Source organism: Roseovarius sp. MBR-6, assembly GCF_040547525.1.
Classification (GTDB): domain Bacteria; phylum Pseudomonadota; class Alphaproteobacteria; order Rhodobacterales; family Rhodobacteraceae; genus Roseovarius.
The window spans coordinates 53,590-74,116 of the sequence record NZ_JBEPPW010000006.1 but is presented as its reverse complement, the minus strand read 5'-3'; the positions used below and the strand labels follow the sequence as shown (position 1 = coordinate 74,116).

Genomic DNA, 20,527 nt, shown 5'->3' with positions numbered 1-20,527 from the left:
GGTAATGACTTGGGCCGAGCGAAACCAAGGAAAGCTGAATTCATGGCCTATGAGACGATCATCGTCGAAATAGAAGACCACGTCGCCCTCATCAAACTCAACCGCCCCGACGCGCTCAACGCGCTCAACGATCAGTTGATGTCGGAACTGGCCGAGGCACTGGCCGACGCGCAGGGCAACGACAAGGTGCGCTGCATCGTGCTGACCGGTTCGGAAAAGGCCTTTGCCGCCGGGGCCGACATCAAGATGATGAGCACGAAAAGCTTTGTCGATGTCTTCACCGAGGACCTCTTCACCGCCGACAGCGACGCCATCGCCCGCATCCGCAAGCCGATCATCGCCGCCGTGTCGGGCTACGCGCTTGGCGGCGGCTGCGAGCTGGCGATGATGTGCGATTTCATCATCTGCTCGGACACGGCCAAGTTCGGCCAGCCGGAAATCAACCTTGGCGTGATCGCCGGGCTTGGCGGCACGCAGCGCCTGACGCGCGCCATCGGCAAGGCGAAGGCGATGGACATGAACCTGACGGGCCGGTTCATGGATGCCGAAGAGGCCGAGCGCGCCGGTCTGGTGAGCCGCATCGTGCCTGCCAAGAAACTGATGGATGAGGCGATGTCAGCGGCCCAGAAGATCGCCGAGAAATCGCAGGTCACGGTCATGGCCGCCAAGGAGGCGGTCAACCGCTCGTTCGAGACCACCTTGCGCGAGGGGCTGTTGTTCGAGCGGCGCGTGTTCCACTCGCTCTTTGCCACCGAGGACCAGAAAGAGGGCATGGCCGCCTTCGCGGAGAAGCGTCAGGCGCAGTTCCGCGACAAGTGAGCGGCGCGCGCGGGCCTCAGGCCCAGCGCCCAACAGCCGTGACCACCACCTCGGGCGCACTGCCCTGCGCCTGCGCTGCCATGGCGCGCAGCGCGCCCGAGGTGGCATCGCCCGCCCGCGCCGTGACCCAGACCCCCGCCGCCGTTGTGACACTTGCCGTCAGGGTGGGGCGCGTGCCGGGGGCAAAGACGGCGGGATAGGTCCAGACCGTCTCGGCCCCGCCCGCAAAAAGCGCACCCGCCGCCACGTTCGGCGCGTCGAGCACAAGCACATGCTGACAGATCTGCGTGCCGTCCGGCGTGCGCACGACCTCGCCCGCAGGCCCGCTCACCCGGCTCACGTTGTGCCCGCCATGGAGCGCCTGCCACGCCCCCCAGACGCCCCCCATTCGCAGCCGGAACGCCAGCACATCGCCGCCCGCGCCGAAAAACACCTGCGCCAGATCGCCCGCCCCCTGCCGAAGCACGAGACAGCCGCCCGTTCCCGCCCCGGCGGGGCGCGCGCCCTGCGTGGCCGCACTGACCACGTAGCTGCCGGAGGGCTGCGCGGGATCGTCGAGATCGGCCAGCTCGGGGCCCGCCTGCGCCCCGTCCTGCCCCCAGCCGAACGCCCCCGTGCGCAAGAGCCGCCCCGGCGTGGCATCCGCCGCAGCCACCTGCACCGCCGCGCCGCTGGCCAGCCCGCTTGCCGCGTCAAGGCGCAGCGCCGTGTGCCAGCTTCCGCCATCGGCGCTCACCTTGATGGCGAAATCGTCATTGCCGCTCGTGCCCATCTCGGCGCGCCCGCCAAAGCCGGTCTGGAACAGCAGGCTTGCCGTCTCGCTCGCCGCCGCCTTGTTGATCTTGACCTGATGGCCCCCGCCCTCGTGGTTGAAGAGCGTCGCCGGGGCCGAAACCGCCAGCCGGTTCACGGAATCATGGCTCGCGTTGATCCCCACACCATCGAGATTGTCGAGCACGGGCGGTGCGATCGCCACCCAGTCAGCACCCGCGCGCCGGAAAAGCCGCCCGTCGCTCTTGTCGAGGGCCAACCACCCCTCGTCCGGCGCCATGAAAAGCCACGCCTCGTTCATGAACCCCGCGAGCATTCCCGCCTGCCCGGCCCATGCCCCGGTGGGTGCCGCGCCCAGCGCCCAGATCTGCCCCTCTTCGGGCAGGGCCGGGGGCGTGGCGGCGCCGATCCCCTCCACGGCCAGTTGCACGGCCATGTCGAGACGGCTCAGCGCCTCGTTATGGGTGACGTGCTTTTGTGCCTGCGAGGGCAGGATGAAGGGCAGCGCAAGGCGCGGGGACTGATCTTGCATCGGGGCACTCCGGGTTCAGGGCATGACTTGGACGCGCCCAAATTCCGGGCGAGGTCTTGCCAAATCCTGAACGCCCCGTGCGCGCCCCTCAGCCCAGAAGCCGCGCCACCATCGCGCTTGCCGGATCGGCCAGCGGCTCGATGACGTTGAAATGGTGCTCGCCTCGCACAATCTCGAGCGGCGCGCTCCATGCCTTGGCGAGCCAGCGCGCCTGATCGAGAAAGACCGGGCGTTCATCGCCGCCCACCCAGACGGTGACCGGCACGGCCATGGGCTGCATCAGCACCGGGCTTTCCGCCTCGGCACCCGCCATATCAAGGCCGAAATCGGCGTTCATCGAGGTCTGCAACAGGGGCCGCAGGTCCGACACGGGCGAGATCGGCATGACATGCGAGAGGCGCGCCGCCACCCCCGATGGCAGCACCCCCGGCACCGCCATGCGCGCCACCAGATGACCGCCCGCCGAGTGACCGGCAAGGGCAACCGGCCCCGCCACGCGCCCCGCCGCCACCGTGACGGCCTGCGCGATCTGCCGGGTGATGTCGGCGATGCGCACCTCGGGGCAGAGATCGTAGGACGGCATGGCCACCGCCCAGCCCTTCGCCAGCGGCCCCGCCGCCAGATGCGACCAGAGCGAGCGGTCGAATTTCAGCCAATAACCGCCATGCACAAAGATGCACAGCCCCCGCGCCTCTCCCGCCGGATGGAAAAGGTCGAACACCTGCCGCGCGCCCTCGCCGTAGGGCAGGCCAAGCTCTGCCCGCGCGCCGATCCGCGCACGAAACGCCTCTGCCGCCACGCTCCAGCGTGCCGGATACTGCGCGCCGCCCGGGATATAGGGCACATTCGCGTAATCGTCGTCCAGTTCCGCCATTCGCTTCCCCTCCTCTGGGCCTAGACATTCCTACCGCAAGCTGGTCTGTCTCCGCGAGACCAAAAGACATGACGGAGGACGACGCCATGACCACGACCGATCTGAAATCCATGCTCAAGGATCCCAGCCTTCTGGCCGAACGTGCCTATGTCGGCGGGCAATGGGTCGATGGCGACAACGGCACCTTCGAGGTGACGAACCCCGCGCGCGGCGATGTCATCGCCCATGTGGCCGATCTCAGCCGCGCACAGGTGGCCCATGCCATCGCCACCGCCGAGGCCGCGCAGAAGGAATGGGCGCAATGGACCGGCAAGGAACGCGCCGCCGTATTGCGCAAATGGTTCGACCTTATGATGGAGAACCAGCACGATCTGGGCGTGATCCTGACCGCCGAACAGGGCAAGCCGCTGGCCGAGGCCAAGGGCGAGATTGCCTATGGTGCCTCGTTCGTCGAATTTTTCGCGGAAGAGGCCAAGCGCATCTATGGCGAAACCATCCCCGGCCACCAGCGCGACAAGCGCATCACCGTGATCAAGCAGCCCATCGGGGTGGCCGCCTCGATCACGCCGTGGAACTTTCCCAACGCGATGATCACGCGCAAGGCCGCGCCCGCACTTGCCGCCGGTTGCGCCTTCATCGGGCGGCCCGCGACCGAAACACCGCTGTCGGCCACCGTTCTGGGCGTTCTGGCCGAGCGCGCGGGGATCCCTGCGGGCGTGTTCAACATCGTGCCCTCGTCGCGCTCCTCCGAGGTGGGCCGCGAATTCTGCGAAAACCCCGGCGTGCGCAAGCTCACGTTTACCGGCTCCACCGAGGTGGGGCGCATCCTGCTGCGGCAGGCCGCCGACCAGGTGATGAAATGCTCGATGGAATTGGGCGGCAACGCGCCGTTCATCGTCTTTGACGACGCTGATCTCGATGCCGCCGTCGAGGGCGCGATCCTGTGCAAGTTCCGCAACAACGGCCAGACCTGCGTCTGCGCCAACCGCATCTATGTGCAAGCGGGCGTCTATGACGCGTTTGCCGCCAAGCTCAAGGTCGCGGTGGAAAAGCTGCGCATGGGCGACGGTTTTGACGAGGGCACAACGCTCGGGCCCCTTATCAATGCCGACGCCATCACCAAGGTGCAGGAACATGTCGCCGACGCCACCGCCAAGGGGGCCAAGGTGGTGATGGGCGGCGGCACGCCGGTGCAGGGTCAGGGCCATTTCCTGCCGCCCACGATCCTCACGGGCGTGACGCAGGAGATGCTTGTCGCCACCGATGAGACCTTCGGCCCCCTCGCGCCGCTCTTCCGCTTCGAGACCGTCGATGACGTGATCGCCATGGCCAATGACACGATCTTCGGCCTTGCCTCCTATTTCTACGCAAGCGATCTGAGCCGCGTCTACAAGGTCGCCGAGGCGCTCGAATACGGGATCGTCGGCGTGAATACCGGTATCATCTCGACCGAGGTGGCCCCGTTCGGGGGGGTCAAGCAATCCGGGCTTGGCCGCGAGGGCAGCCATCACGGCATCGACGAGTTTCTCGAGATGAAATACATCTGCATGAGCGTGTGAGCCGCTCCGGCGACAACGCAACACCATGTCACCCTCGGGCTTGCCCCGAGGGTCTCCTCCTGCCAGAAGATCCCCGCCTGCGCGGGGATGACGACGCGCAGGCCTGACCTCTCAGGGCAAGTCCGCCTCCGGGATGACCCGGAAAAACGCGCCCCCCGACCAGAGGCCGAACCAGCCGTCGTGCCGCGCACCGATCTCCACCAGCCGGTAAAAGCTCTTGCGGTCGATCAGCGCCTCGAGGTTCGCGCGCACCAGCACATAGGGCGCGGGCTCGCCGGTCTCGGGGTCGCGCTCGACCCTGATTGGATGCTCGGGCCCGGCGGTGACGTGATCGCCCACATTGGTCTCGAAAAGCAAGGCCCGATCGCGCCCCTCCCCCTCCGCCTCGAAATCGACGGCCACGAACGGCGCGTCATCGACGGTGATTCCGACCTTTTCCACCGGCGTGACCAGGAAATATTTCTCGCCATCCTTGCGCAGGATCGTGGAGAAAAGCCGCACCAGTTCGGGCCGCCCGATCGGCGTGCCGAGATAGAACCACGTGCCATCCCGCGCGATGCGCATGTCCAGATCGCCGCAAAAGGGCGGGTTCCACAGATGCACCGGCGGCAATCCGCGCCCCTTGGCGGCGGCGCGGGCGGTGGCGGCGATGCCTTCGGCTGACGGGGTTGTGACGGTCCTTGCGCTCATTGCTTTTGCCATTTCCATTTCGCACGATACATTCCACCATAAGGATATAGGTCTGACGGGAGTTTTGCCATGACCGAGGATACCGAACTTCTGGCCGGTCTCGAGGCGCTGGAGGAAAAGCTGGCCCGCGCGCGGGCCTCGATCACGCGGCGTTTCATCGGGCAGGCGCAGGTGGTCGACCTGTCGCTCTCGGCGCTTTTATGCGGCGGGCACGGGCTTTTGATCGGCCTGCCCGGTCTCGGCAAGACCCGGCTGGTGGAAACGCTCGGCACCGTCATGGGGCTGGCCACGAACCGGGTGCAATTCACGCCTGACCTGATGCCCGCCGACATTCTTGGCTCGGAAGTTCTGGAAACCGCCGCCGATGGCAGCCGCGCGTTCAAGTTCATAGACGGGCCGATCTTCTGCCAGCTTCTGATGGCCGACGAGATCAACCGCGCCAGCCCGCGCACCCAATCGGCGCTGTTGCAGGCGATGCAGGAACGCCGCGTCACCGTCGCGGGCGCGACGCGCCCCCTTGCGCCGCCCTTCCATGTCCTTGCCACCCAGAACCCGATCGAGCAGGAGGGCACCTATCCCCTGCCCGAGGCGCAGCTTGACCGCTTCCTTGTGCAGATCGAGGTGCCCTACCCCGACCGCGACACCGAGCGCGCGATCCTTCTGGCCACGACCGGTGCCGATGAGGACGAGGCGCATGAGGTGCTGACGCCCGAGGAACTGATGGCTGCGCAGCGGATGCTGCGGCGGATGCCCGTGGGTGAGAAAATCATGGAAATGATCCTCGATCTGGTGCGCAGCGGTCGCCCCGAGGACGCCAGCGCCTCGGACCTGGTGCGCGAGAGCGTGGCCTGGGGGCCGGGGCCGCGCGCGGCGCAGGCACTGATGCTGACGGTGCGGGCGCGGGCGATGTTGCAGGGCCGGCTTGCGCCGGATGCCAGCGACGTGGCCGCCATGGCGCAGCCGGTGCTCGGGCACCGCATGGCGCTCAACTTCGCGGCGCGCGCGCGGGGCGAGAGCCTGCCCGCGCTCATCGCGCGGCTGGTCGAAGAGACGACGCAGATGCAGGCCGCCGCCTGACATGGCAACCGCCACCCAACCCCTGCGCCCCCGCGCCGAGGCCGAGGCCGCCCGCCTGCCGCCGCTGCTGGCGCGGGCCGAGCGGCTGGCGCGCACCGTGCTCATGGGCGAGCACGGGCGCAGGCGCGCGGGCGCGGGCGACGATTTCTGGCAATACCGCCCGGTGCAGGCGGGCGACAGCCGCACCATGATCGACTGGCGGCGCTCGGCCCGCTCGGACGCGCAATTCGTGCGACAGCGCGAATGGCAGGTGGCGCAAAGCGTGATGCTCTGGGTCGATCCAGCCGCCTCGATGCGCTTTGCCTCGGACGCCGCCCTGCCCGAAAAGGCCGACCGTGCCCGCCTTCTGGCGCTGGCCGTCGCGCTGCTTCTGGATCGGGGCGGCGAGCGCGTGGGCCTGACCGGGGGTGCGCTGCCGCCCCGGCGGGGGGCGGCGCAGATCGCGCGGCTGGCCGAGGCGCTGACCCGGGACAGCGATGCGGAATATGCCGGCCCCGACATGAGCGGGCTGGTGCCCCATGGCCGCGCGCTGCTCATCTCCGATTTTCTCGGCGACCCGGAGCCGGTGCGCGCAGCACTCACGGCGGCGGCGGATCGCGGGGTGCGCGGAGTCATTTTTCAGGTGCTTGATCCTGCGGAAGAGGCCTTTCCCTATCGCGGGCGCACCATCTTCGAGAGCATGGGCGGCGGATTGCGGCATGAGACGCTCAAGGCCGCCGACCTGCGCCCGCGCTATCTCGAACGGCTCGCCGCGCGCAAGGACGACCTTGCCCGCCTCGCCGCTGCGACCGGCTGGACCCATGGCTGCCATCACACCGATACCAGTGCGCAATCGGCCCTTCTCTGGCTCTACCGCGCCATGTCCGAGGGAGGCCGCGCATGACCCTTGGTGCCATCGGCTTTGCAACACCCTGGCTGCTGTGGGCGCTCCTGGCGCTGCCGGTGCTGTGGATCATCCTGCGCGCCGTGCCCCCCGCCCCGGTGCGGCGGCGCTTTCCGGGTGTGGCGCTGCTTCTGGGACTGCGCGACGAGGACAGTGTCAGCGACCGCACACCCTGGTGGCTGCTCCTCTTGCGGATGCTGGCGGTGGCGGCGGCCATCATCGGGCTGGCCGGACCGGTGCTCAATCCCCGCGACGCGGGCGAGGCGGCGGCGCGCGGCCCGCTCCTGATCGTGGTCGAGGATAGCTGGGCGGCGGCCCGCGACTGGCAGGCGCAGCGCGGGGTGATCGACGCGCTTCTGGCCGAGGCCGCGCGCGACGGACGCGTGGCCGCCCTTCTGCGGCTGAGCGCGCCCGAAGCGCCGGCGTTTCAGGCGGCGCAAGTGATCCGCACGCGCTTGCCGGGCCTAGCCCCCGAGCCTTGGACCGCCCGGCCCGACACCTATACCGGGGCGGTGGCGATGCTTCCCGAGGGTGGTTTCGAAACCCGCTGGTTTTCCGACGGTCTCGCCCGCGAGGCGCGCGCGCCGCTGCTGGCCGCGCTCGAGGCGCGCGGCCCCGTCACCGTGCACGAGAGCGCGCGCCCTCTCATGGTCCTTGCCCCGCCCGTGCTGCGTGACGGCGTGGTCGAGATGACCGCTCATCGCGCCCGACCGGGCGCGCCGCGCGAGATATCCGTCACCGCCCATGGCCGCGACCCTTCGGGCGCGGAGCGGGTGCTCGCCTCGCTGCCCCTGACCTTTGCCGAGGGCGCGCCCGAGGCCACGGGCGGGCTGTCGCTGCCGCCGGAGCTGCGCGCGCGCGTCACCCGGTTCGAGATCGCGGGCGCGCGCCATGCCGGGGCCGTGAGCCTGACCGATGACGGGCTCAAACGCCGCGAGGTGGCGCTGATCGCGGGGCGCGAGGACCGCGAGGGGCTGGAGCTTCTGTCGCCGCTCCATTACCTGCGTCAGGCGCTTGTGCCGACGGCAGACCTGCTCGATGGCGCGCTCCTCGACATCCTGCCCGCCAATCCCGACGCCATCGTGCTGGCCGATGTGGCGACGCTCTCGGGGGCGGAGGAAAGCGCGCTTCTCGACTGGGTCGAGGGCGGGGGCGTGCTGTTGCGTTTTGCCGGACCGCGCCTTGCCGCGAGCGACGTATCGCGCAGCACCGAGCATCCGCTGATGCCGGTGCGGCTGCGCGCGGGCGGGCGCACCGTGGGCGGCGCGATGAGCTGGGGCGAGCCCAAATCGCTTGCCCCCTTCCCCGAGGGCAGCCCGTTCCAGGGCCTTGCCATTCCCGCCGATGTGGCCGTGAACGCGCAGGTCATGGCGCAACCCGATCCCACCCTTGCCGAGCGCGTGATCGCGCAACTGAGCGACGGCACGCCGCTGGTGACGCGCAAGCGCATCGGGAGCGGTCAGGTCGTGCTTTTCCACGTCACCGCCAATGCCGAATGGTCGTCGCTGCCGCTCTCGGGTCTTTTCGTGCAGATGCTGGAGCGGCTGGCGATTTCCTCGGTGAGCGCGCCGCCCGATGGCTCTGAGCTGGCAGGCACCACTTGGCAACCGGTGCATGTGCTCGACGGGTTCGGGCGCATGACCGAGGCGGGCACGCGCGCGGGCGTGCCGGGTGAGCGGCTGCTGGACGCGGCGCTTGGGCCCGACCTCTTGCCGGGGCTTTACGACGGGCCGGAACGGCGCGTGGCGCGCAACGTGATCACGCCCGAGACCATGATCGCCCCCGCCACCTGGCCCGCGCGCATCCCCGTCGAGGGGCTGGAGCGCGCGCCGGAACTGCCGCTTGGCGGCTGGCTTCTGGCAACGGCGCTCGTGCTCATGACCGCCGATATCATCGCCGCTCTGGCGCTCTCGGGCAGGCTCTGGCGCGCGGGGGCCACCGCGCTCATCGCGCTTGCCCTCGCGCTGCCGCAGCACGCCCGCGCGCAGGATGACGCCCGCGCCATGGAGGCCACCGCCGAGGTTGTCCTCGCCCATGTCCTGACCGGGGATCGCGCGGTGGACGACACCGCCCGCGCCGGGCTCCGCGGCCTCGGGCGGGTGCTCAGCTTCCGCACCTCGGTGGAACCGGCAGACCCGCTTGGCGTTGATCTCGAGCGCGACGAACTGGCCTTTTTCCCAATGCTCTACTGGCCCGTGACCGCGAATCAGCCGCTGCCATCGGCCGAGGCCTATGCGCGGCTCAACGCCTATCTGCGCTCAGGCGGCATGATCCTCTTTGACACGCGCGACGCCGATATTGCCGGTTTCGGTGCCGCCTCGCCCAGTGGTGCGCGGCTCCAACGGCTGGCCGCGCCGCTCGACATTCCGCCGCTGGAGCCGGTGCCCGAGGATCACGTCCTCACCCGCACCTTTTATCTGCTGGCCGATTTCCCGGGCCGCCACATGGGCCGCGCCGTCTGGGTCGAGGCCGCCCCCCCCGATGCCGAGCGCATCGAGGGGATGCCGTTTCGCAACCTCAATGACGGGGTGACACCGGTGGTGATCGGCGGCAATGACTGGGCCGCCGCATGGGCCGTGAACGAGCAGGGCGATCCGCTCTTTCCGGTCGGGCGCGGCTATGCGGGGGAGCGGCAGCGCGAACTGGCCTATCGCTTCGGCGTCAATCTGGTGATGCATGTGCTGACCGGCAATTACAAATCCGATCAGGTCCATGTGCCCGCACTTCTGGAAAGGCTGGGGCAATGACCGGCACCATCGTCTTTGACCCGCTTCTGCCGCTCTGGCTGATTGGCGCGCTCGGCGCGGTGGCGGTGGCCGGTCTGGGGCTGGCGATGTGGCGCGGGCTGGCGGGCTGGGCGCTGCGGGCATTGGCGGCAGTGGTGATCATCGGCGCGCTGGCCGGTCCCGCCTACCGGCAGGAGGAGCGCACGCCGCTTTCGGATATCGTCCTGCTGGTCGAGGATGAGAGCGCGAGCCAGCACCTCGCCGCCCGCGCCGGGGACACGGAGGCCGCCGCCGAGGCCCTCGCCGCGCGCCTCGCTGCGCGCGAGAATACCGAAGTGCGTCGCGTCACCGTGGGCGACGCGCCCGAAAACGGCGGCTCGCGCGTCATGGGCGCCCTGGCGGAGGCCATGGCCGAACTGCCGCGCGGGCGCATCGCGGGCGCGATCCTGCTCTCGGACGGGCAGGTCCACGATATCGAGGCCGCCCCCGAGATGCCCGCGCCGCTGCACCTTCTGCACACCGGCCGTGCGGGCGACTGGGATCGCCGCTTGCGCATCGACAACGCTCCTGCCTTCGCCATCCTCGGCGAGGAGGTGCAGCTGACCCTCACGATCACCGATGACGGGGCCGCGCCCGAGGGGGTGAGTTCGGTGCCGCTCGACATCGCCGTTGACGGGGCCGAACCTATGCGCTTCGAGGTGCCGCTCGGGCAGGAGATGACGCTGCCGCTCACCCTGCCGCGCGGCGGGCGCAATGTGCTGCAGTTCTCGACCCCCGTGGCGGAGGGCGAGTTGACAGACCGCAACAATACCGCGCTGGTGCAGATCAACGGCGTGCGCGACCGGCTGCGCGTGCTGCTTGTGTCGGGACAGCCCCATGCGGGCACGCGGACCTGGCGCAACCTGCTGAAATCCGACAGTTCCGTGGACCTGGTGCATTTCACCATCCTGCGCCCGCCCGAGAAGCAGGACGGCGTGCCGGTGCGGGAATTATCGCTCATCGCCTTTCCCACGCGGGAATTGTTTCTCGACAAGGTGGACGAGTTCGATCTGATCATCTTCGACCGCTACCGCCGCCGGGGCATCCTGCCGACGGTCTATCTCGAGAATGTGCGCCAATATGTAGAAGGGGGCGGCGCGGTGCTTCTCGCGGCCGGTCCGGACTTCGCCGGGGCGGAAAGCATCTATCGCGGCCCCTTCGAGGCAATGGTCCCCGGCCGCCCCACCGCGCGCGTGGTCGAGGAGGGTTTTCGCCCGCGCGTCACCGATCTGGGGCGGCGGCACCCGGTCACGGCGGGGCTGCAAGAGGCGTTCGGCGGCGAATGGGGCCGCTGGCTGCGCCAGATCGAGGTGGAGGCCGCCGAGAGCGGCGATGTTGTCATGTCGGGCGCGGGCGAGCGCCCGCTTCTGCTGCTCGACCGGGTGGGCGAGGGGCGCGTGGCGCTGCTCACCTCCGATCAAGCCTGGCTCTGGGGACGCGGCTATGAGGGGGGCGGGCCGCAGCTCGAATTGCTGCGCCGTCTCGCCCACTGGATGATGAAGGAGCCCGAACTGGAGGAAGAGGCGCTCTGGGCCGAGGCCAGCGGCCAGCAGATGCGCATCATCCGCCGATCGCTCTCGGGGGATGTGCCCGAGGTGACGATCACCACCCCCTCGGGCGCGGTCGAGACGCGCGCCCTTGACGAGGTGGAGCCGGGACGTTTCGAGACCGTTTATGAAGGGGCAGAGATCGGGCTTTACCGGCTGGAGAACGGCGACCAGAAGGCGGTGATCGGCCTTGGCCCCGCCGCCCCGGTGGAGTTCGAGCGCACGCTGGCGACCGACCGGGTCCTTGCCCCGGTGATCGAGGCCACCAATGGCGGCGCGCTGGCGCTCGAAGGCGGGCTTCCCGCCATCCGCGACGTGCGCGCGGGCCGCCCCGCCGCCGGACGCGGCTGGATCGGCCTTACCCCGCGCGGGGCCTTTGAGACCGCGAGCGTGCGGCAGATGGCGCTCCTGCCGCCATGGCTCGTGCTCCTGCTGGCGGCGGGTTTCCTCATCGGCGGCTGGCTGCGCGAGGGGCGGCGCTGACGCGGTCTCTCATGGACGATGATTGACCGCCACGGCGCGCCAACCGTCATCCGTCCAATGCAATTCCGTCACCGACAGGTTGTCGATGACCTGCCCTAGCGCCTTGTAGGCGGTCACGCGCCGCGCCGCCTGCACCTGTGTCAGGATCGTGCCCATGTGGGCCACCGCCACGATATCGCGCCCCGGATGCGCCGCCCGGAGGCGCGTCACCGTCTGTCCGACACGCACCGAGAGGTCATCCCAGCTCTCGCCCCCCGGCGCGCGCAAGGCACCGGGCCGCTCCCAGAAGGCACGCAGCGCGGCAGGGTCGGCCACGCTGTCAAAGCCCTGCATCTCCCACGCGCCGAAATGGATTTCGCGCAGATCCGGCTCGTCGGGCAGGCGCGGACGCGGCCCGGCGATGGCCTCTGCGGTGGCGCGTGCGCGACTGAGGTCCGAGGAGACGACAAGCGCCCCCTCCGGCAGATGCGCCGAGAGGCGCGCCAACCGCGGCGTATCGCTCAGATCGGCGGGGATGTCGGTCCAGCCGACCATGGCGCGGGCATGGGTCGGGCCGTGACGGACCCAGAAAAAGCGGCTCATGGCAGCGTGCCCTTGAGCACCATGGGCAGCCCCGCGATCACGTTGACAACCAGCCCCGCTTTCGCCGCAAGGCATTGATTGAGCGCGCCCTGGGCAGTCTGAAACCGGCGGGCAAGGGCGTTGTCGGGCACGACCGACAGCCCCACCTCGTTCGAGACCACCACCACCGGTGCGCGACAGGCGTCGAGCGCGGCAAAAAACGCTGCCTCGGCCCGTGGCAGATCGCTTTCGGCCAGCAGATGATTGGAAAGCCACATCGTCGCGCAATCCATCAACACCGCTTCACTTGCCGTCATCGCGGCAAGCACCGGGGCCGGATCGCGCGGGGCCTCGATGGTCCGCCACACCGCCGCGCGCCGCGCGCGGTGCCGCACCAGCTTGGCGCGCATCTCGTCATCAAATGCCTCGGCCGTCGCCAGATAGACCGGCGCGCGCCCCGAGCGCAGCACAAGCCCCTCGGCAAAGACCGACTTCCCCGAGGCAGCCCCGCCCAGAACCAGCGAGAGGCGCGGTAACATGACTTGGAAACTCCTGAATTTTGATCCGGTGTGATCGCCCCTGCGTAGCAAAGTGTGCAAGGCTCAGAAAGAGCGCATCCGCAGACAGGGGGAAATCATGCCGCTCGATGCACCGCAGACAAGTTCGATGTCCCGCAACGCGATGAAGGCGGAGATGCTGGACGCCGAAACCGAACTCGCGCTTGCCTATGCCTGGCGCGACCACCGCGACGAGGCGGCGCTGCATCGGCTGATCACGGCCTATATGCGGCTGGCCATTTCCATGGCCTCGAAATTCCGCCGCTACGGCGCGCCGATGAACGACCTTATCCAGGAGGCGGGGCTGGGCCTGATGAAGGCCGCCGACAAGTTTGACCCGGATCGCGGCGTGCGGTTCTCCACCTATGCGGTCTGGTGGATCAAGGCCAGCATCCAGGATTACGTGATGCGCAACTGGTCGATGGTGCGCACCGGCTCCACCTCCTCGCAGAAATCTCTCTTTTTCAACATGAAGCGCGTGCAGGCCAAGATCGAGCGCGAGGCCATGGCCAATGGCGAGACGCTTGACGGCTACCAACTGCGCGAGATGATCGCGCATGAGGTCGGCGTGCCGCTTCGGGACGTGGAGATGATGGAGGGGCGGCTTTCGGGTGGAGATTTCTCGCTCAACGCCACCCAATCGACCGAGGATGACGGGCGCGAATGGATCGACACGATCGAGGACGAGGGCGAGCGTGGCGACGAGATTGTCGAGCGCGACCACGATCACCGCGCGCTGAGCGACTGGCTGGGTGCGGCGCTGACCCATCTGACCGAGCGCGAACGCTTCATCGTGCGCGAGCGCAAGCTGATCGAGGTGCCGCGCACACTCGAAAGTCTGGGCGAGGAATTGAACCTCAGCAAGGAACGCGTGCGCCAGATCGAGGCGGCGGCCTTCCAGAAGATGCGACGCTATCTTGAAAAACACGCGGGCGAGGTGCAAAGCCTGCTGGCATGAGCCTGCGCCTTGCCCTTGCCTTTTGCCTGATCGCGCTGCCCGCGACTGCGCAGGATATCGTCATACTGGGCGAAGTGCATGACAACCCGGCGCACCACGCCGAACAGGCGGCGCGGGTGGCGGCACTGAACCCGCGCGCACTGGTCTTCGAGATGCTGACGCCCGATCAGGCGGCGCGCGTGACCCCCGACCTCATTGCCGATCCCGAGGCCATGGCCGAGGCGCTCGGCTGGGCTGAAAGTGGCTGGCCCGATTTCGCCATGTATCACCCGATCTTCGCCGCCGCCCCCGAGGCCGCCATTCACGGCGCGCTCGTGACGCGCGAGGCCGCGCGCGCGGTGCTCAGGGACGGGCCCGTCGCGGCCTTCGGCGAAGATGCGGCCGCCTATGGGCTGACAGAACCGCCGTCCCCCGAGGAACAGGCCACCCGCGAGGCGCTGCAACTGGCCGCCCATTGTGATGCGCTGCCGGTGGAGATGCTGTCCGGCATGGTCGCGGTGCAGCGCCTGCGCGATGCAACCCTCGCGCGCGCGATGGTGCGGGCCATGGCCGGGACCGGCGGCCCGGTGGCCGTCATCACCGGCAATGGCCACGCGCGCCGTGACTGGGGCGTGCCCTCATACCTTGCCCGCGTGGCCCCGGATCTGGAGGTGTTCGTGCTGGGCCAGACCGAGGACGGTGCGCCGCTTCAGGGCGGCTTTGACGAGGTGCTCTCTTCCCCGGCGGTCGCGCGCCCCGACCCCTGCGCCGCCTTTCGCTGAGCCGGGTGCGGCCCTTGCGCCGGCCCCGCGCACGCCCTAGGCTCGCCGCGCATATGTTGGAGAGGCCCATGCCCGGCGCGTCACGCATCCTTCTGATCATCGGCGGCGGCATCGCGGCCTTCAAGACGCTCGACCTGATCCGGCGGTTGCGCGAACGCGGCCACAGCGTGACGCCCGTGCTGACCCGCGCAGGCGCGGAGTTTGTCACGCCCCTGTCGGTCTCGGCGCTGGCGGGGCGCAAGGTCTTCTCGGATCTGTTCGACCTGACCGACGAGGCCGAGATGGGCCATATCGAACTGAGCCGCTCTGCCGATCTCATTGTCGTGGCCCCGGCAACCGCCGATCTGATGGCGAAAATGGCGCATGGCCATGCCGATGATCTGGCCTCGACGCTTCTTCTGGCCACCGATACGCCCGTATTGCTTGCGCCCGCGATGAACGTGCGCATGTGGCAGCACCCGGCAACGCAGCGCAATCTTGCCACGCTCCATGCCGACGGCATCGGATGTGTCGGCCCGAATGAGGGCGACATGGCCTGCGGCGAGCATGGCCCCGGCCGCATGGCCGAGGTGCCCGAGATCCTGGCCGCCATCGCGGCGCGGCTGACGGATGGCCCACTTGCGGGGCGGCGCGTGCTGGTCACGTCAGGGCCGACGCATGAGCCCATAGACCCCGTGCGCTATATCGCCAACCGCTCTTCCGGGGCGCAGGGCACGGCGATTGCCCGGGCATTGGCGACGTTGGGCGCAGAGGTGGTTTTTGTCACCGGCCCCGCCTCGGTGCCGCCCCCGGACGGCGTCGAGGTGATCCGCGTCGAGACCGCGCAAGAGATGCACGACGCGGCACTGGCCGCCCTGCCCGTGGATGCCGCCATTTTCGCCGCCGCCGTGGCCGATTGGCGGATGGCAAACGCAAGCGACCGCAAGATGAAAAAGACCGCAGGCGGGCTGCCGGTGCTGGAATTTGCCGAGAACCCGGACATTCTGGCGACGGTGAGCCGGATGGCCGCAGGGCGACCGCCCCTGGTGGTGGGCTTTGCCGCCGAGACGCATGACGTGATCGAGAACGCCACCGCCAAGCGCGCGCGGAAAGGCTGCGACTGGATCGTGGCAAACGATGTGAGCCACGCCACGGGCATCATGGGCGGGACGGAAAATGCGGTGACACTCATCACCGGGGACGGCGCGGAAAGCTGGCCGCGCATGGGCAAGGCCGAGGTGGCGGCGCGTCTCGCCGAACGGATCGCGCGGGCCGTGGCCTGAGAATTCGAGTATTTGCAGAACGATGAAAGGAAAGCGATGCTGAGCATCGAACTGGCATGGGAGGACGGCGCGGACCGCGCACTTGGCCTGCCCGCCTATGCGACGCCGGGCGCGGCGGGGGCCGATCTGCGCGCGAATTTCCCGGATCGCGGCGTGGTGATGCTGGAGCCGGGGGCGCGGGCGCTGGTGCCGACGGGACTTCGCATCGCCGTTCCCGCAGGCTACGAGGTGCAGCTCCGCCCGCGGTCGGGACTGGCGCTCAAACACGGGATCACCCTGCCCAACAGCCCCGGCACCATCGACAGCGATTATCGCGGCCCCCTCGGCGTGATCGTGATGAACGCAGGCCACGAGCCGTTCGAGATCGAGCATGGCGCGCGCATCGCGCAAATGGTGGTGGCCCCGGTGGTGCAGGCGCGGTTTGTTGCAGTCACCACGCTGGACGAAACCGCGCGCGGCGCGGGCGGCTTTGGCTCAACGGGATTGCGCTGATGCTGCTTGTCGGGGTCATGGCCGCCGTGCTCTGGGGCATCGGGGCCGTCATGGGCACGCCGCGTCGGCTTCGCTGGGGGATGATCGTGGCGCTGTGGTGCGGGGTGGTGCTGGCCCATGTGATTCTGCCCGAGGGCCACCCGATCCGCATGGCCACCGGCGAGAGCCTCGCGCTCTGGCTGCTTCTCGGGGGGGCGGCGGCGCTGGTTCTGGGCTATCGCGCGGGGTTGGTCGCCTTGCGCAGGCGCGCGACCGCGGCACCCGCGGGTCCGGTAAAAACACCGCTCTTCACCGAGACCGAGCTTGACCGCTATGCCCGCCACATCGTGTTGCGCGAGATCGGCGGGCCGGGGCAGAAGGCGCTGAAACAGGCGCGGGTGCTGGTGATCGGCGCGGGCGGCCTCGGCTCTCCGGTGCTGTTGTATCTGGCGGCGGCGGGGGTGGGAACGATCGGCGTGATCGACGATGACGCGGTGGATAATTCCAACCTGCAACGGCAGGTTATCCACAGAGATGAGGATATCGGTTGTCCAAAGGTGGAATCGGCCCTGCGAGCGATGCTGGCGCAGAATCCCAATGTCATCGTGCGCCCCTATGCGCGCAGGCTCTCTCCCGAGATCGCCACCGACCTGTTTGCCGAGTATGATCTGATCGTGGATGGCACCGATAATTTCGCCACGCGCTATCTGGCCAATTCCACCGCAGCTTCGCAAGGCAAGCCTTTGATTTCCGGCGCATTGTCGCAATGGGAGGGGCAGGTGAGCGTGTTTGATCCCGCGCGCGGCGCGCCCTGTTATCAATGCATCTTTCCCGAGGCCCCGGCACCGGGGCTTGCGCCCTCCTGCGCCGAGGCGGGGGTTTTGGGCCCCCTGCCCGGCGTGGTCGGTGCGATGATGGCGGCCGAGGCGATCAAGCTCATCACCGGGGCGGGCACGCCGCTTCGCGGGGAGATGCTGATCTACGACGCGCTTTATGGCGAGAGCCGCAAGATTTCGCTCAGCCGCCGCCCCGATTGCCCGATCTGTGGCGACAAAGGAGAGACAGATGACCAACCCGTTGCTGGCTGAGTGGCAGACGCCCTTTGCCCTTGCCCCCTTCGACACCATTTCGGACGAGGATTTCGCACCTGCTTTCGACGCCGCGATGAACGCGGCGCGGAGGGAGGTCGAGGCGATTGCCGAGAGCCCCGATGCACCCACCTTCGCCAACACGATCGAGGCGCTGGAGTCCTCGGGGGACGCGCTCGACAAGGTGCTGTCGGTGTTCTTCACCGTGGCGGGGGCGGACAGCAACCCGCGGCGGCAGGCGTTGCAGCGCGATTTCGGGCCGAGACTGGCCGCCTATTCCTCGGAATTATACGGAAACAAACAGCTCTTTGCGCGGGTCGAGGCGGTCTGGCAGGCGCGGCAAACGCTCGACCTGACGGCGGAAGAGCAGCGCCTCTTGATGCTCACCCATCGCGGATTTCGTCGCGCGGGGGCCGCACTGACCGGCGCCGAAGAGGCGCGGATGCGCGCGATCATGGCACGGCTGGCGGAACTGGGCACGGCCTTCACGCAGAACCTGCTGGCCGATGAGTCGGGCTGGCAGATGGAACTGGGCGAGGGCGATCTGGAGGGGTTGCCGGGGTTCGTGATCAGCGCGGCCCGCGCGGCGGGACAGGAGAAAGGGGCGGATGGCCCGGTCATCACGCTCTCGCGCTCGATCATCGTGCCGTTTTTGCAATTCTCTGCGCGCCGCGACCTGCGCCGCCGCGCGTATCAAGCCTGGGTCGCGCGCGGGGCCATGGGCAGCGAGACCGACAACCGCGCGATAGCCGAGGAAATCCTGGCGCTGCGGGCCGAGCGCGCGGCGCTGTTGGGTTATGACAGTTTCGCCGACTACAAGCTGGAAACCGAGATGGCCAGGACACCGCAGGCCGTGCGCGATCTGCTGATGGCGGTGTGGGAGCCTGCGCGCGCGCAAGCCGAGCGCGATGCCGTCACGCTGACCGCGATGATGCGCGAAGACGGGATCAACGGCGAATTGGAGCCGTGGGACTGGCGCTATTACGCCGAAAAGCGGCGGCAAGCGGAGCATGATCTGGACGAGGCGGCGGTCAAGCCCTATCTCTCGCTCGATGCCATGATCGGCGCGGCATTTGATTGCGCGCATCGCCTGTTCGGGCTGGACTTCGCGCCCCTTGACGTGCCCCTCTACCATCCCGATTGCCGCGCCTGGGAGGTCACGCGCGCGGGGCGGCACGTTGCCGTCTTTATCGGCGATTATTTCGCGCGCGGCTCCAAACGCTCGGGCGCGTGGTGTTCTGCGATGCGCGGGCAGGCGAAGCGACCGCAGGCGCAGGCCCCGGTGGTCATCAACGTGTGCAATTTCGCCAAGGGTGATCCGGCGCTGCTCAGCTATGACGATGCGCGCACGCTGTTTCACGAGTTCGGCCATGCGCTGCATCAGATGCTGTCGGATGTGACCTACGAAGCGCTGTCGGGCACCAATGTGGCGCGCGATTTCGTGGAACTGCCCAGCCAGCTCTACGAGCATTGGCTTGAGGTGCCCGAGGTGCTTGGCCGCCACGCCCGCCATGTGGAGACCGGCGCGCCGATGCCGCCCGACCTTCTGGACAAGGTGCTGGGGGCCGCCAATTTCGACATGGGCTTTCAGACGGTGGAATACGTGGCCTCCGCCTTGGTCGATCTGGCCTTTCACGAGGGTGCCGCCCCGGCGGACGTGATGGCGCGCGAGGCGGAGGTGCTGCGCGAGATCGGGATGCCGCCCGCGATCACCATGCGCCACGCCACCCCGCATTTCGCCCATGTGTTCGCCGGTGACGGCTATTCCTCGGGCTATTACAGCTACATGTGGTCCGAAGTGATGGATGCCGACGCCTTTGCCAGCTTTGGGGAAGCGGGCGGGGCGTTTGATCCTGACCGGGCCCGGGCGCTTGAGCGTCATATCCTGTCACGTGGCGGCACCGAGGAGGCCGCGACGCTCTACGAGGCGTTTCGCGGACGGATGCCGGGTGTGGCGGCCCTGCTCAAGGGGCGGGGCCTGGCGGCCTGAGCGCAAGAGTATTGCGTTTTTCGCGGTTCTGACGAAGGCGATTGTTGACCGATTCGCGCAAAACGGTCTATATCTTGCCAACGTTGACAAAGCGGCCACGATTTTCTGTGGCAACCCATAGATGAAGGGGGATTGACGGCGCGCGCATCTGCATATGCGCAGCGCTGGGGTGCCACCGGATATGGGCGGGTGGATGGAGGTGTGCGATGGTGCGGATGGTTCTGATCGTGGCGGCGTTTCTGGCGGTGACGATTGCCATCGTGCTGGTGCAGCCGGGAACGTCGAGACGCGCGGCCACAGCCGATGCCGCGCCGGACGTGGTCACGCGCGGCGAGGTCACGGACCTGTCTGCGGTCAGCGCGCCTGACATGCGCCTTGACCGCGCCGCGCAAACCGATCCCTTGCAGGACGCCACGCGCCTGCTGACGGCCCCGCCGCCCGAGGCCAGGACCAAGGCACCTCCTGTTGCGCCCGAACAGGTTGCCCGCCCCGCCCCCACGTCCCGGCCCGCAGAGATCGGGTTTGAGGCGATGGTGCTCGACGCGCTCGCGCAGGGGCAGTCCGAGCAATATATCGACGCGCTGGTGAACGACGCCGCAGTCAAGGGCCGGGTCGAGGTGCCCACCTCGTTTCTGACCGCCGATGGCCGCGTCGATACGGCAACCATCCTCAGTGTGTTGTCGGCCCCCGCACGCCCGCGCATCCCGGAGACCTACACGGTCGCCATGGGCGACAGCATCGCGGCGCTTTCCTACCGGTTTTACGGCACGCTGGACCGGCAGGCCGATATTCTCGCGATCAACCCCGGGCTGGAGCGTCCTGGCGCACTGGCACTGGGCACCGTCATTACCCTGCCGCGCCCCTGAGGCGTGGCAGCAT

18 protein-coding genes are annotated in these 20,527 nt (G+C 68.6%); 13 read left to right on the top strand and 5 right to left on the bottom strand.

Annotation, left to right across the window (positions count from 1 at the left end; translation table 11 throughout):
- Positions 1-42: 42 nt before the first annotated feature.
- Complete coding sequence (locus ABIE57_RS09765; RefSeq protein ID WP_354538825.1) at positions 43-819, top strand: enoyl-CoA hydratase; 777 nt, start codon at positions 43-45, stop codon at positions 817-819.
- A gap of 16 nt (positions 820-835) precedes the next feature.
- Here ABIE57_RS09765 and ABIE57_RS09760 read toward each other — a convergent pair whose 3' ends face one another.
- Positions 836-2,122, bottom strand: coding sequence for a DUF2793 domain-containing protein (locus ABIE57_RS09760; RefSeq protein ID WP_354538824.1), 1,287 nt, complete (start codon positions 2,120-2,122; stop codon positions 836-838).
- An 88-nt stretch (positions 2,123-2,210) separates the two neighbouring features.
- On the bottom strand, positions 2,211-2,996 hold the full coding sequence (locus tag ABIE57_RS09755; RefSeq protein ID WP_354538823.1) for a hormone-sensitive lipase: 786 nt from the start codon (positions 2,994-2,996) through the stop codon (positions 2,211-2,213).
- Positions 2,997-3,082: 86 nt separating this feature from the next.
- On the opposite strand from ABIE57_RS09755, the gene ABIE57_RS09750 reads away from it, so the two are divergent.
- Complete coding sequence (locus ABIE57_RS09750; RefSeq protein ID WP_354538822.1) at positions 3,083-4,555, top strand: NAD-dependent succinate-semialdehyde dehydrogenase; 1,473 nt, start codon at positions 3,083-3,085, stop codon at positions 4,553-4,555.
- A 111-nt stretch (positions 4,556-4,666) separates the two neighbouring features.
- Here the strand turns inward: ABIE57_RS09750 and ABIE57_RS09745 are convergent, their stop codons facing one another.
- The gene (locus ABIE57_RS09745; RefSeq protein WP_354538821.1) at positions 4,667-5,245 is read right to left on the bottom strand and encodes a DUF1285 domain-containing protein; all 579 of its coding nucleotides are present in this window, start codon (positions 5,243-5,245) and stop codon (positions 4,667-4,669) included.
- Positions 5,246-5,314: 69 nt separating this feature from the next.
- Between ABIE57_RS09745 and ABIE57_RS09740 the strand changes: the two genes are divergently transcribed.
- Genes ABIE57_RS09740 through ABIE57_RS09725 form a run of 4 tightly spaced genes read left to right on the top strand, consistent with a single transcriptional unit; the run spans position 5,315 to position 12,000 of the window.
- Complete coding sequence (locus ABIE57_RS09740; protein WP_354538820.1) at positions 5,315-6,322, top strand: AAA family ATPase; 1,008 nt, start codon at positions 5,315-5,317, stop codon at positions 6,320-6,322.
- Between the two features lies 1 nt (position 6,323).
- A complete protein-coding gene (locus ABIE57_RS09735) occupies positions 6,324-7,205 on the top strand; it encodes a DUF58 domain-containing protein (protein ID WP_354538819.1) in 882 nt (293 codons plus the stop codon).
- On the top strand, positions 7,202-9,952 hold the full coding sequence (locus ABIE57_RS09730) for a DUF4159 domain-containing protein (protein WP_354538818.1): 2,751 nt from the start codon (positions 7,202-7,204) through the stop codon (positions 9,950-9,952). Before ABIE57_RS09735 ends, ABIE57_RS09730 begins: the two co-directional genes overlap by 4 nt.
- A complete protein-coding gene (locus ABIE57_RS09725; RefSeq protein ID WP_354538817.1) occupies positions 9,949-12,000 on the top strand; it encodes a hypothetical protein in 2,052 nt (683 codons plus the stop codon). Before ABIE57_RS09730 ends, ABIE57_RS09725 begins: the two co-directional genes overlap by 4 nt.
- Positions 12,001-12,009: 9 nt before the next feature.
- Here ABIE57_RS09725 and ABIE57_RS09720 read toward each other — a convergent pair whose 3' ends face one another.
- Together ABIE57_RS09720 and cobU are read right to left on the bottom strand one after the other, a co-directional pair.
- Entirely contained in the window at positions 12,010-12,582 is a 573-nt protein-coding gene (locus ABIE57_RS09720; RefSeq protein WP_354538816.1) for a histidine phosphatase family protein, read from the bottom strand.
- Positions 12,579-13,100, bottom strand: a complete 522-nt coding sequence (cobU, locus tag ABIE57_RS09715; protein WP_354538815.1) for a bifunctional adenosylcobinamide kinase/adenosylcobinamide-phosphate guanylyltransferase — start codon at positions 13,098-13,100, stop codon at positions 12,579-12,581. The genes ABIE57_RS09720 and cobU overlap by 4 nt, the downstream gene beginning before the upstream one ends.
- A gap of 97 nt (positions 13,101-13,197) precedes the next feature.
- Between cobU and ABIE57_RS09710 the strand changes: the two genes are divergently transcribed.
- The 7 genes from ABIE57_RS09710 to ABIE57_RS09680 all read left to right on the top strand — a co-directional run bounded on the left by ABIE57_RS09710 (position 13,198) and on the right by ABIE57_RS09680 (position 20,514).
- A complete protein-coding gene (locus ABIE57_RS09710; protein ID WP_454281260.1) occupies positions 13,198-14,076 on the top strand; it encodes an RNA polymerase factor sigma-32 in 879 nt (292 codons plus the stop codon).
- On the top strand, positions 14,073-14,837 hold the full coding sequence (locus ABIE57_RS09705) for a ChaN family lipoprotein (protein ID WP_354538814.1): 765 nt from the start codon (positions 14,073-14,075) through the stop codon (positions 14,835-14,837). Before ABIE57_RS09710 ends, ABIE57_RS09705 begins: the two co-directional genes overlap by 4 nt.
- A 68-nt stretch (positions 14,838-14,905) precedes the next feature.
- On the top strand, positions 14,906-16,099 hold the full coding sequence (coaBC, locus tag ABIE57_RS09700) for a bifunctional phosphopantothenoylcysteine decarboxylase/phosphopantothenate--cysteine ligase CoaBC (protein ID WP_354538813.1): 1,194 nt from the start codon (positions 14,906-14,908) through the stop codon (positions 16,097-16,099).
- Positions 16,100-16,135: 36 nt separating this feature from the next.
- Complete coding sequence (gene dut / locus ABIE57_RS09695; RefSeq protein ID WP_354538812.1) at positions 16,136-16,591, top strand: dUTP diphosphatase; 456 nt, start codon at positions 16,136-16,138, stop codon at positions 16,589-16,591.
- On the top strand, positions 16,591-17,658 hold the full coding sequence (locus ABIE57_RS09690; RefSeq protein WP_354538811.1) for a HesA/MoeB/ThiF family protein: 1,068 nt from the start codon (positions 16,591-16,593) through the stop codon (positions 17,656-17,658). The genes dut and ABIE57_RS09690 overlap by 1 nt, the downstream gene beginning before the upstream one ends.
- Positions 17,636-19,648 carry a M3 family metallopeptidase gene (locus ABIE57_RS09685; protein WP_354538810.1) on the top strand — a complete coding sequence of 671 codons (2,013 nt, stop codon included), beginning with the start codon at positions 17,636-17,638 and terminating at the stop codon, positions 19,646-19,648. The genes ABIE57_RS09690 and ABIE57_RS09685 overlap by 23 nt, the downstream gene beginning before the upstream one ends.
- A gap of 206 nt (positions 19,649-19,854) precedes the next feature.
- The gene (locus ABIE57_RS09680; protein ID WP_354538809.1) at positions 19,855-20,514 is read left to right on the top strand and encodes a tail protein X; all 660 of its coding nucleotides are present in this window, start codon (positions 19,855-19,857) and stop codon (positions 20,512-20,514) included.
- Positions 20,515-20,527: the final 13 nt, after the last annotated feature.

Coding starts and splice junctions, on each gene's coding strand:
- ABIE57_RS09765 (WP_354538825.1), top strand. CDS start 43: ATGGCCTATGAGACGATCATCGTCGAAATAGAAGACCACGTCGCCCTC.
- ABIE57_RS09760 (WP_354538824.1), bottom strand. CDS start 2,122: ATGCAAGATCAGTCCCCGCGCCTTGCGCTGCCCTTCATCCTGCCCTCG.
- ABIE57_RS09755 (WP_354538823.1), bottom strand. CDS start 2,996: ATGGCGGAACTGGACGACGATTACGCGAATGTGCCCTATATCCCGGGC.
- ABIE57_RS09750 (WP_354538822.1), top strand. CDS start 3,083: ATGACCACGACCGATCTGAAATCCATGCTCAAGGATCCCAGCCTTCTG.
- ABIE57_RS09745 (WP_354538821.1), bottom strand. CDS start 5,245: ATGAGCGCAAGGACCGTCACAACCCCGTCAGCCGAAGGCATCGCCGCC.
- ABIE57_RS09740 (WP_354538820.1), top strand. CDS start 5,315: ATGACCGAGGATACCGAACTTCTGGCCGGTCTCGAGGCGCTGGAGGAA.
- ABIE57_RS09735 (WP_354538819.1), top strand. CDS start 6,324: ATGGCAACCGCCACCCAACCCCTGCGCCCCCGCGCCGAGGCCGAGGCC.
- ABIE57_RS09730 (WP_354538818.1), top strand. CDS start 7,202: ATGACCCTTGGTGCCATCGGCTTTGCAACACCCTGGCTGCTGTGGGCG.
- ABIE57_RS09725 (WP_354538817.1), top strand. CDS start 9,949: ATGACCGGCACCATCGTCTTTGACCCGCTTCTGCCGCTCTGGCTGATT.
- ABIE57_RS09720 (WP_354538816.1), bottom strand. CDS start 12,582: ATGAGCCGCTTTTTCTGGGTCCGTCACGGCCCGACCCATGCCCGCGCC.
- cobU (WP_354538815.1), bottom strand. CDS start 13,100: ATGTTACCGCGCCTCTCGCTGGTTCTGGGCGGGGCTGCCTCGGGGAAG.
- ABIE57_RS09710 (WP_454281260.1), top strand. CDS start 13,198: ATGCCGCTCGATGCACCGCAGACAAGTTCGATGTCCCGCAACGCGATG.
- ABIE57_RS09705 (WP_354538814.1), top strand. CDS start 14,073: ATGAGCCTGCGCCTTGCCCTTGCCTTTTGCCTGATCGCGCTGCCCGCG.
- coaBC (WP_354538813.1), top strand. CDS start 14,906: ATGCCCGGCGCGTCACGCATCCTTCTGATCATCGGCGGCGGCATCGCG.
- dut (WP_354538812.1), top strand. CDS start 16,136: ATGCTGAGCATCGAACTGGCATGGGAGGACGGCGCGGACCGCGCACTT.
- ABIE57_RS09690 (WP_354538811.1), top strand. CDS start 16,591: ATGCTGCTTGTCGGGGTCATGGCCGCCGTGCTCTGGGGCATCGGGGCC.
- ABIE57_RS09685 (WP_354538810.1), top strand. CDS start 17,636: ATGACCAACCCGTTGCTGGCTGAGTGGCAGACGCCCTTTGCCCTTGCC.
- ABIE57_RS09680 (WP_354538809.1), top strand. CDS start 19,855: ATGGTGCGGATGGTTCTGATCGTGGCGGCGTTTCTGGCGGTGACGATT.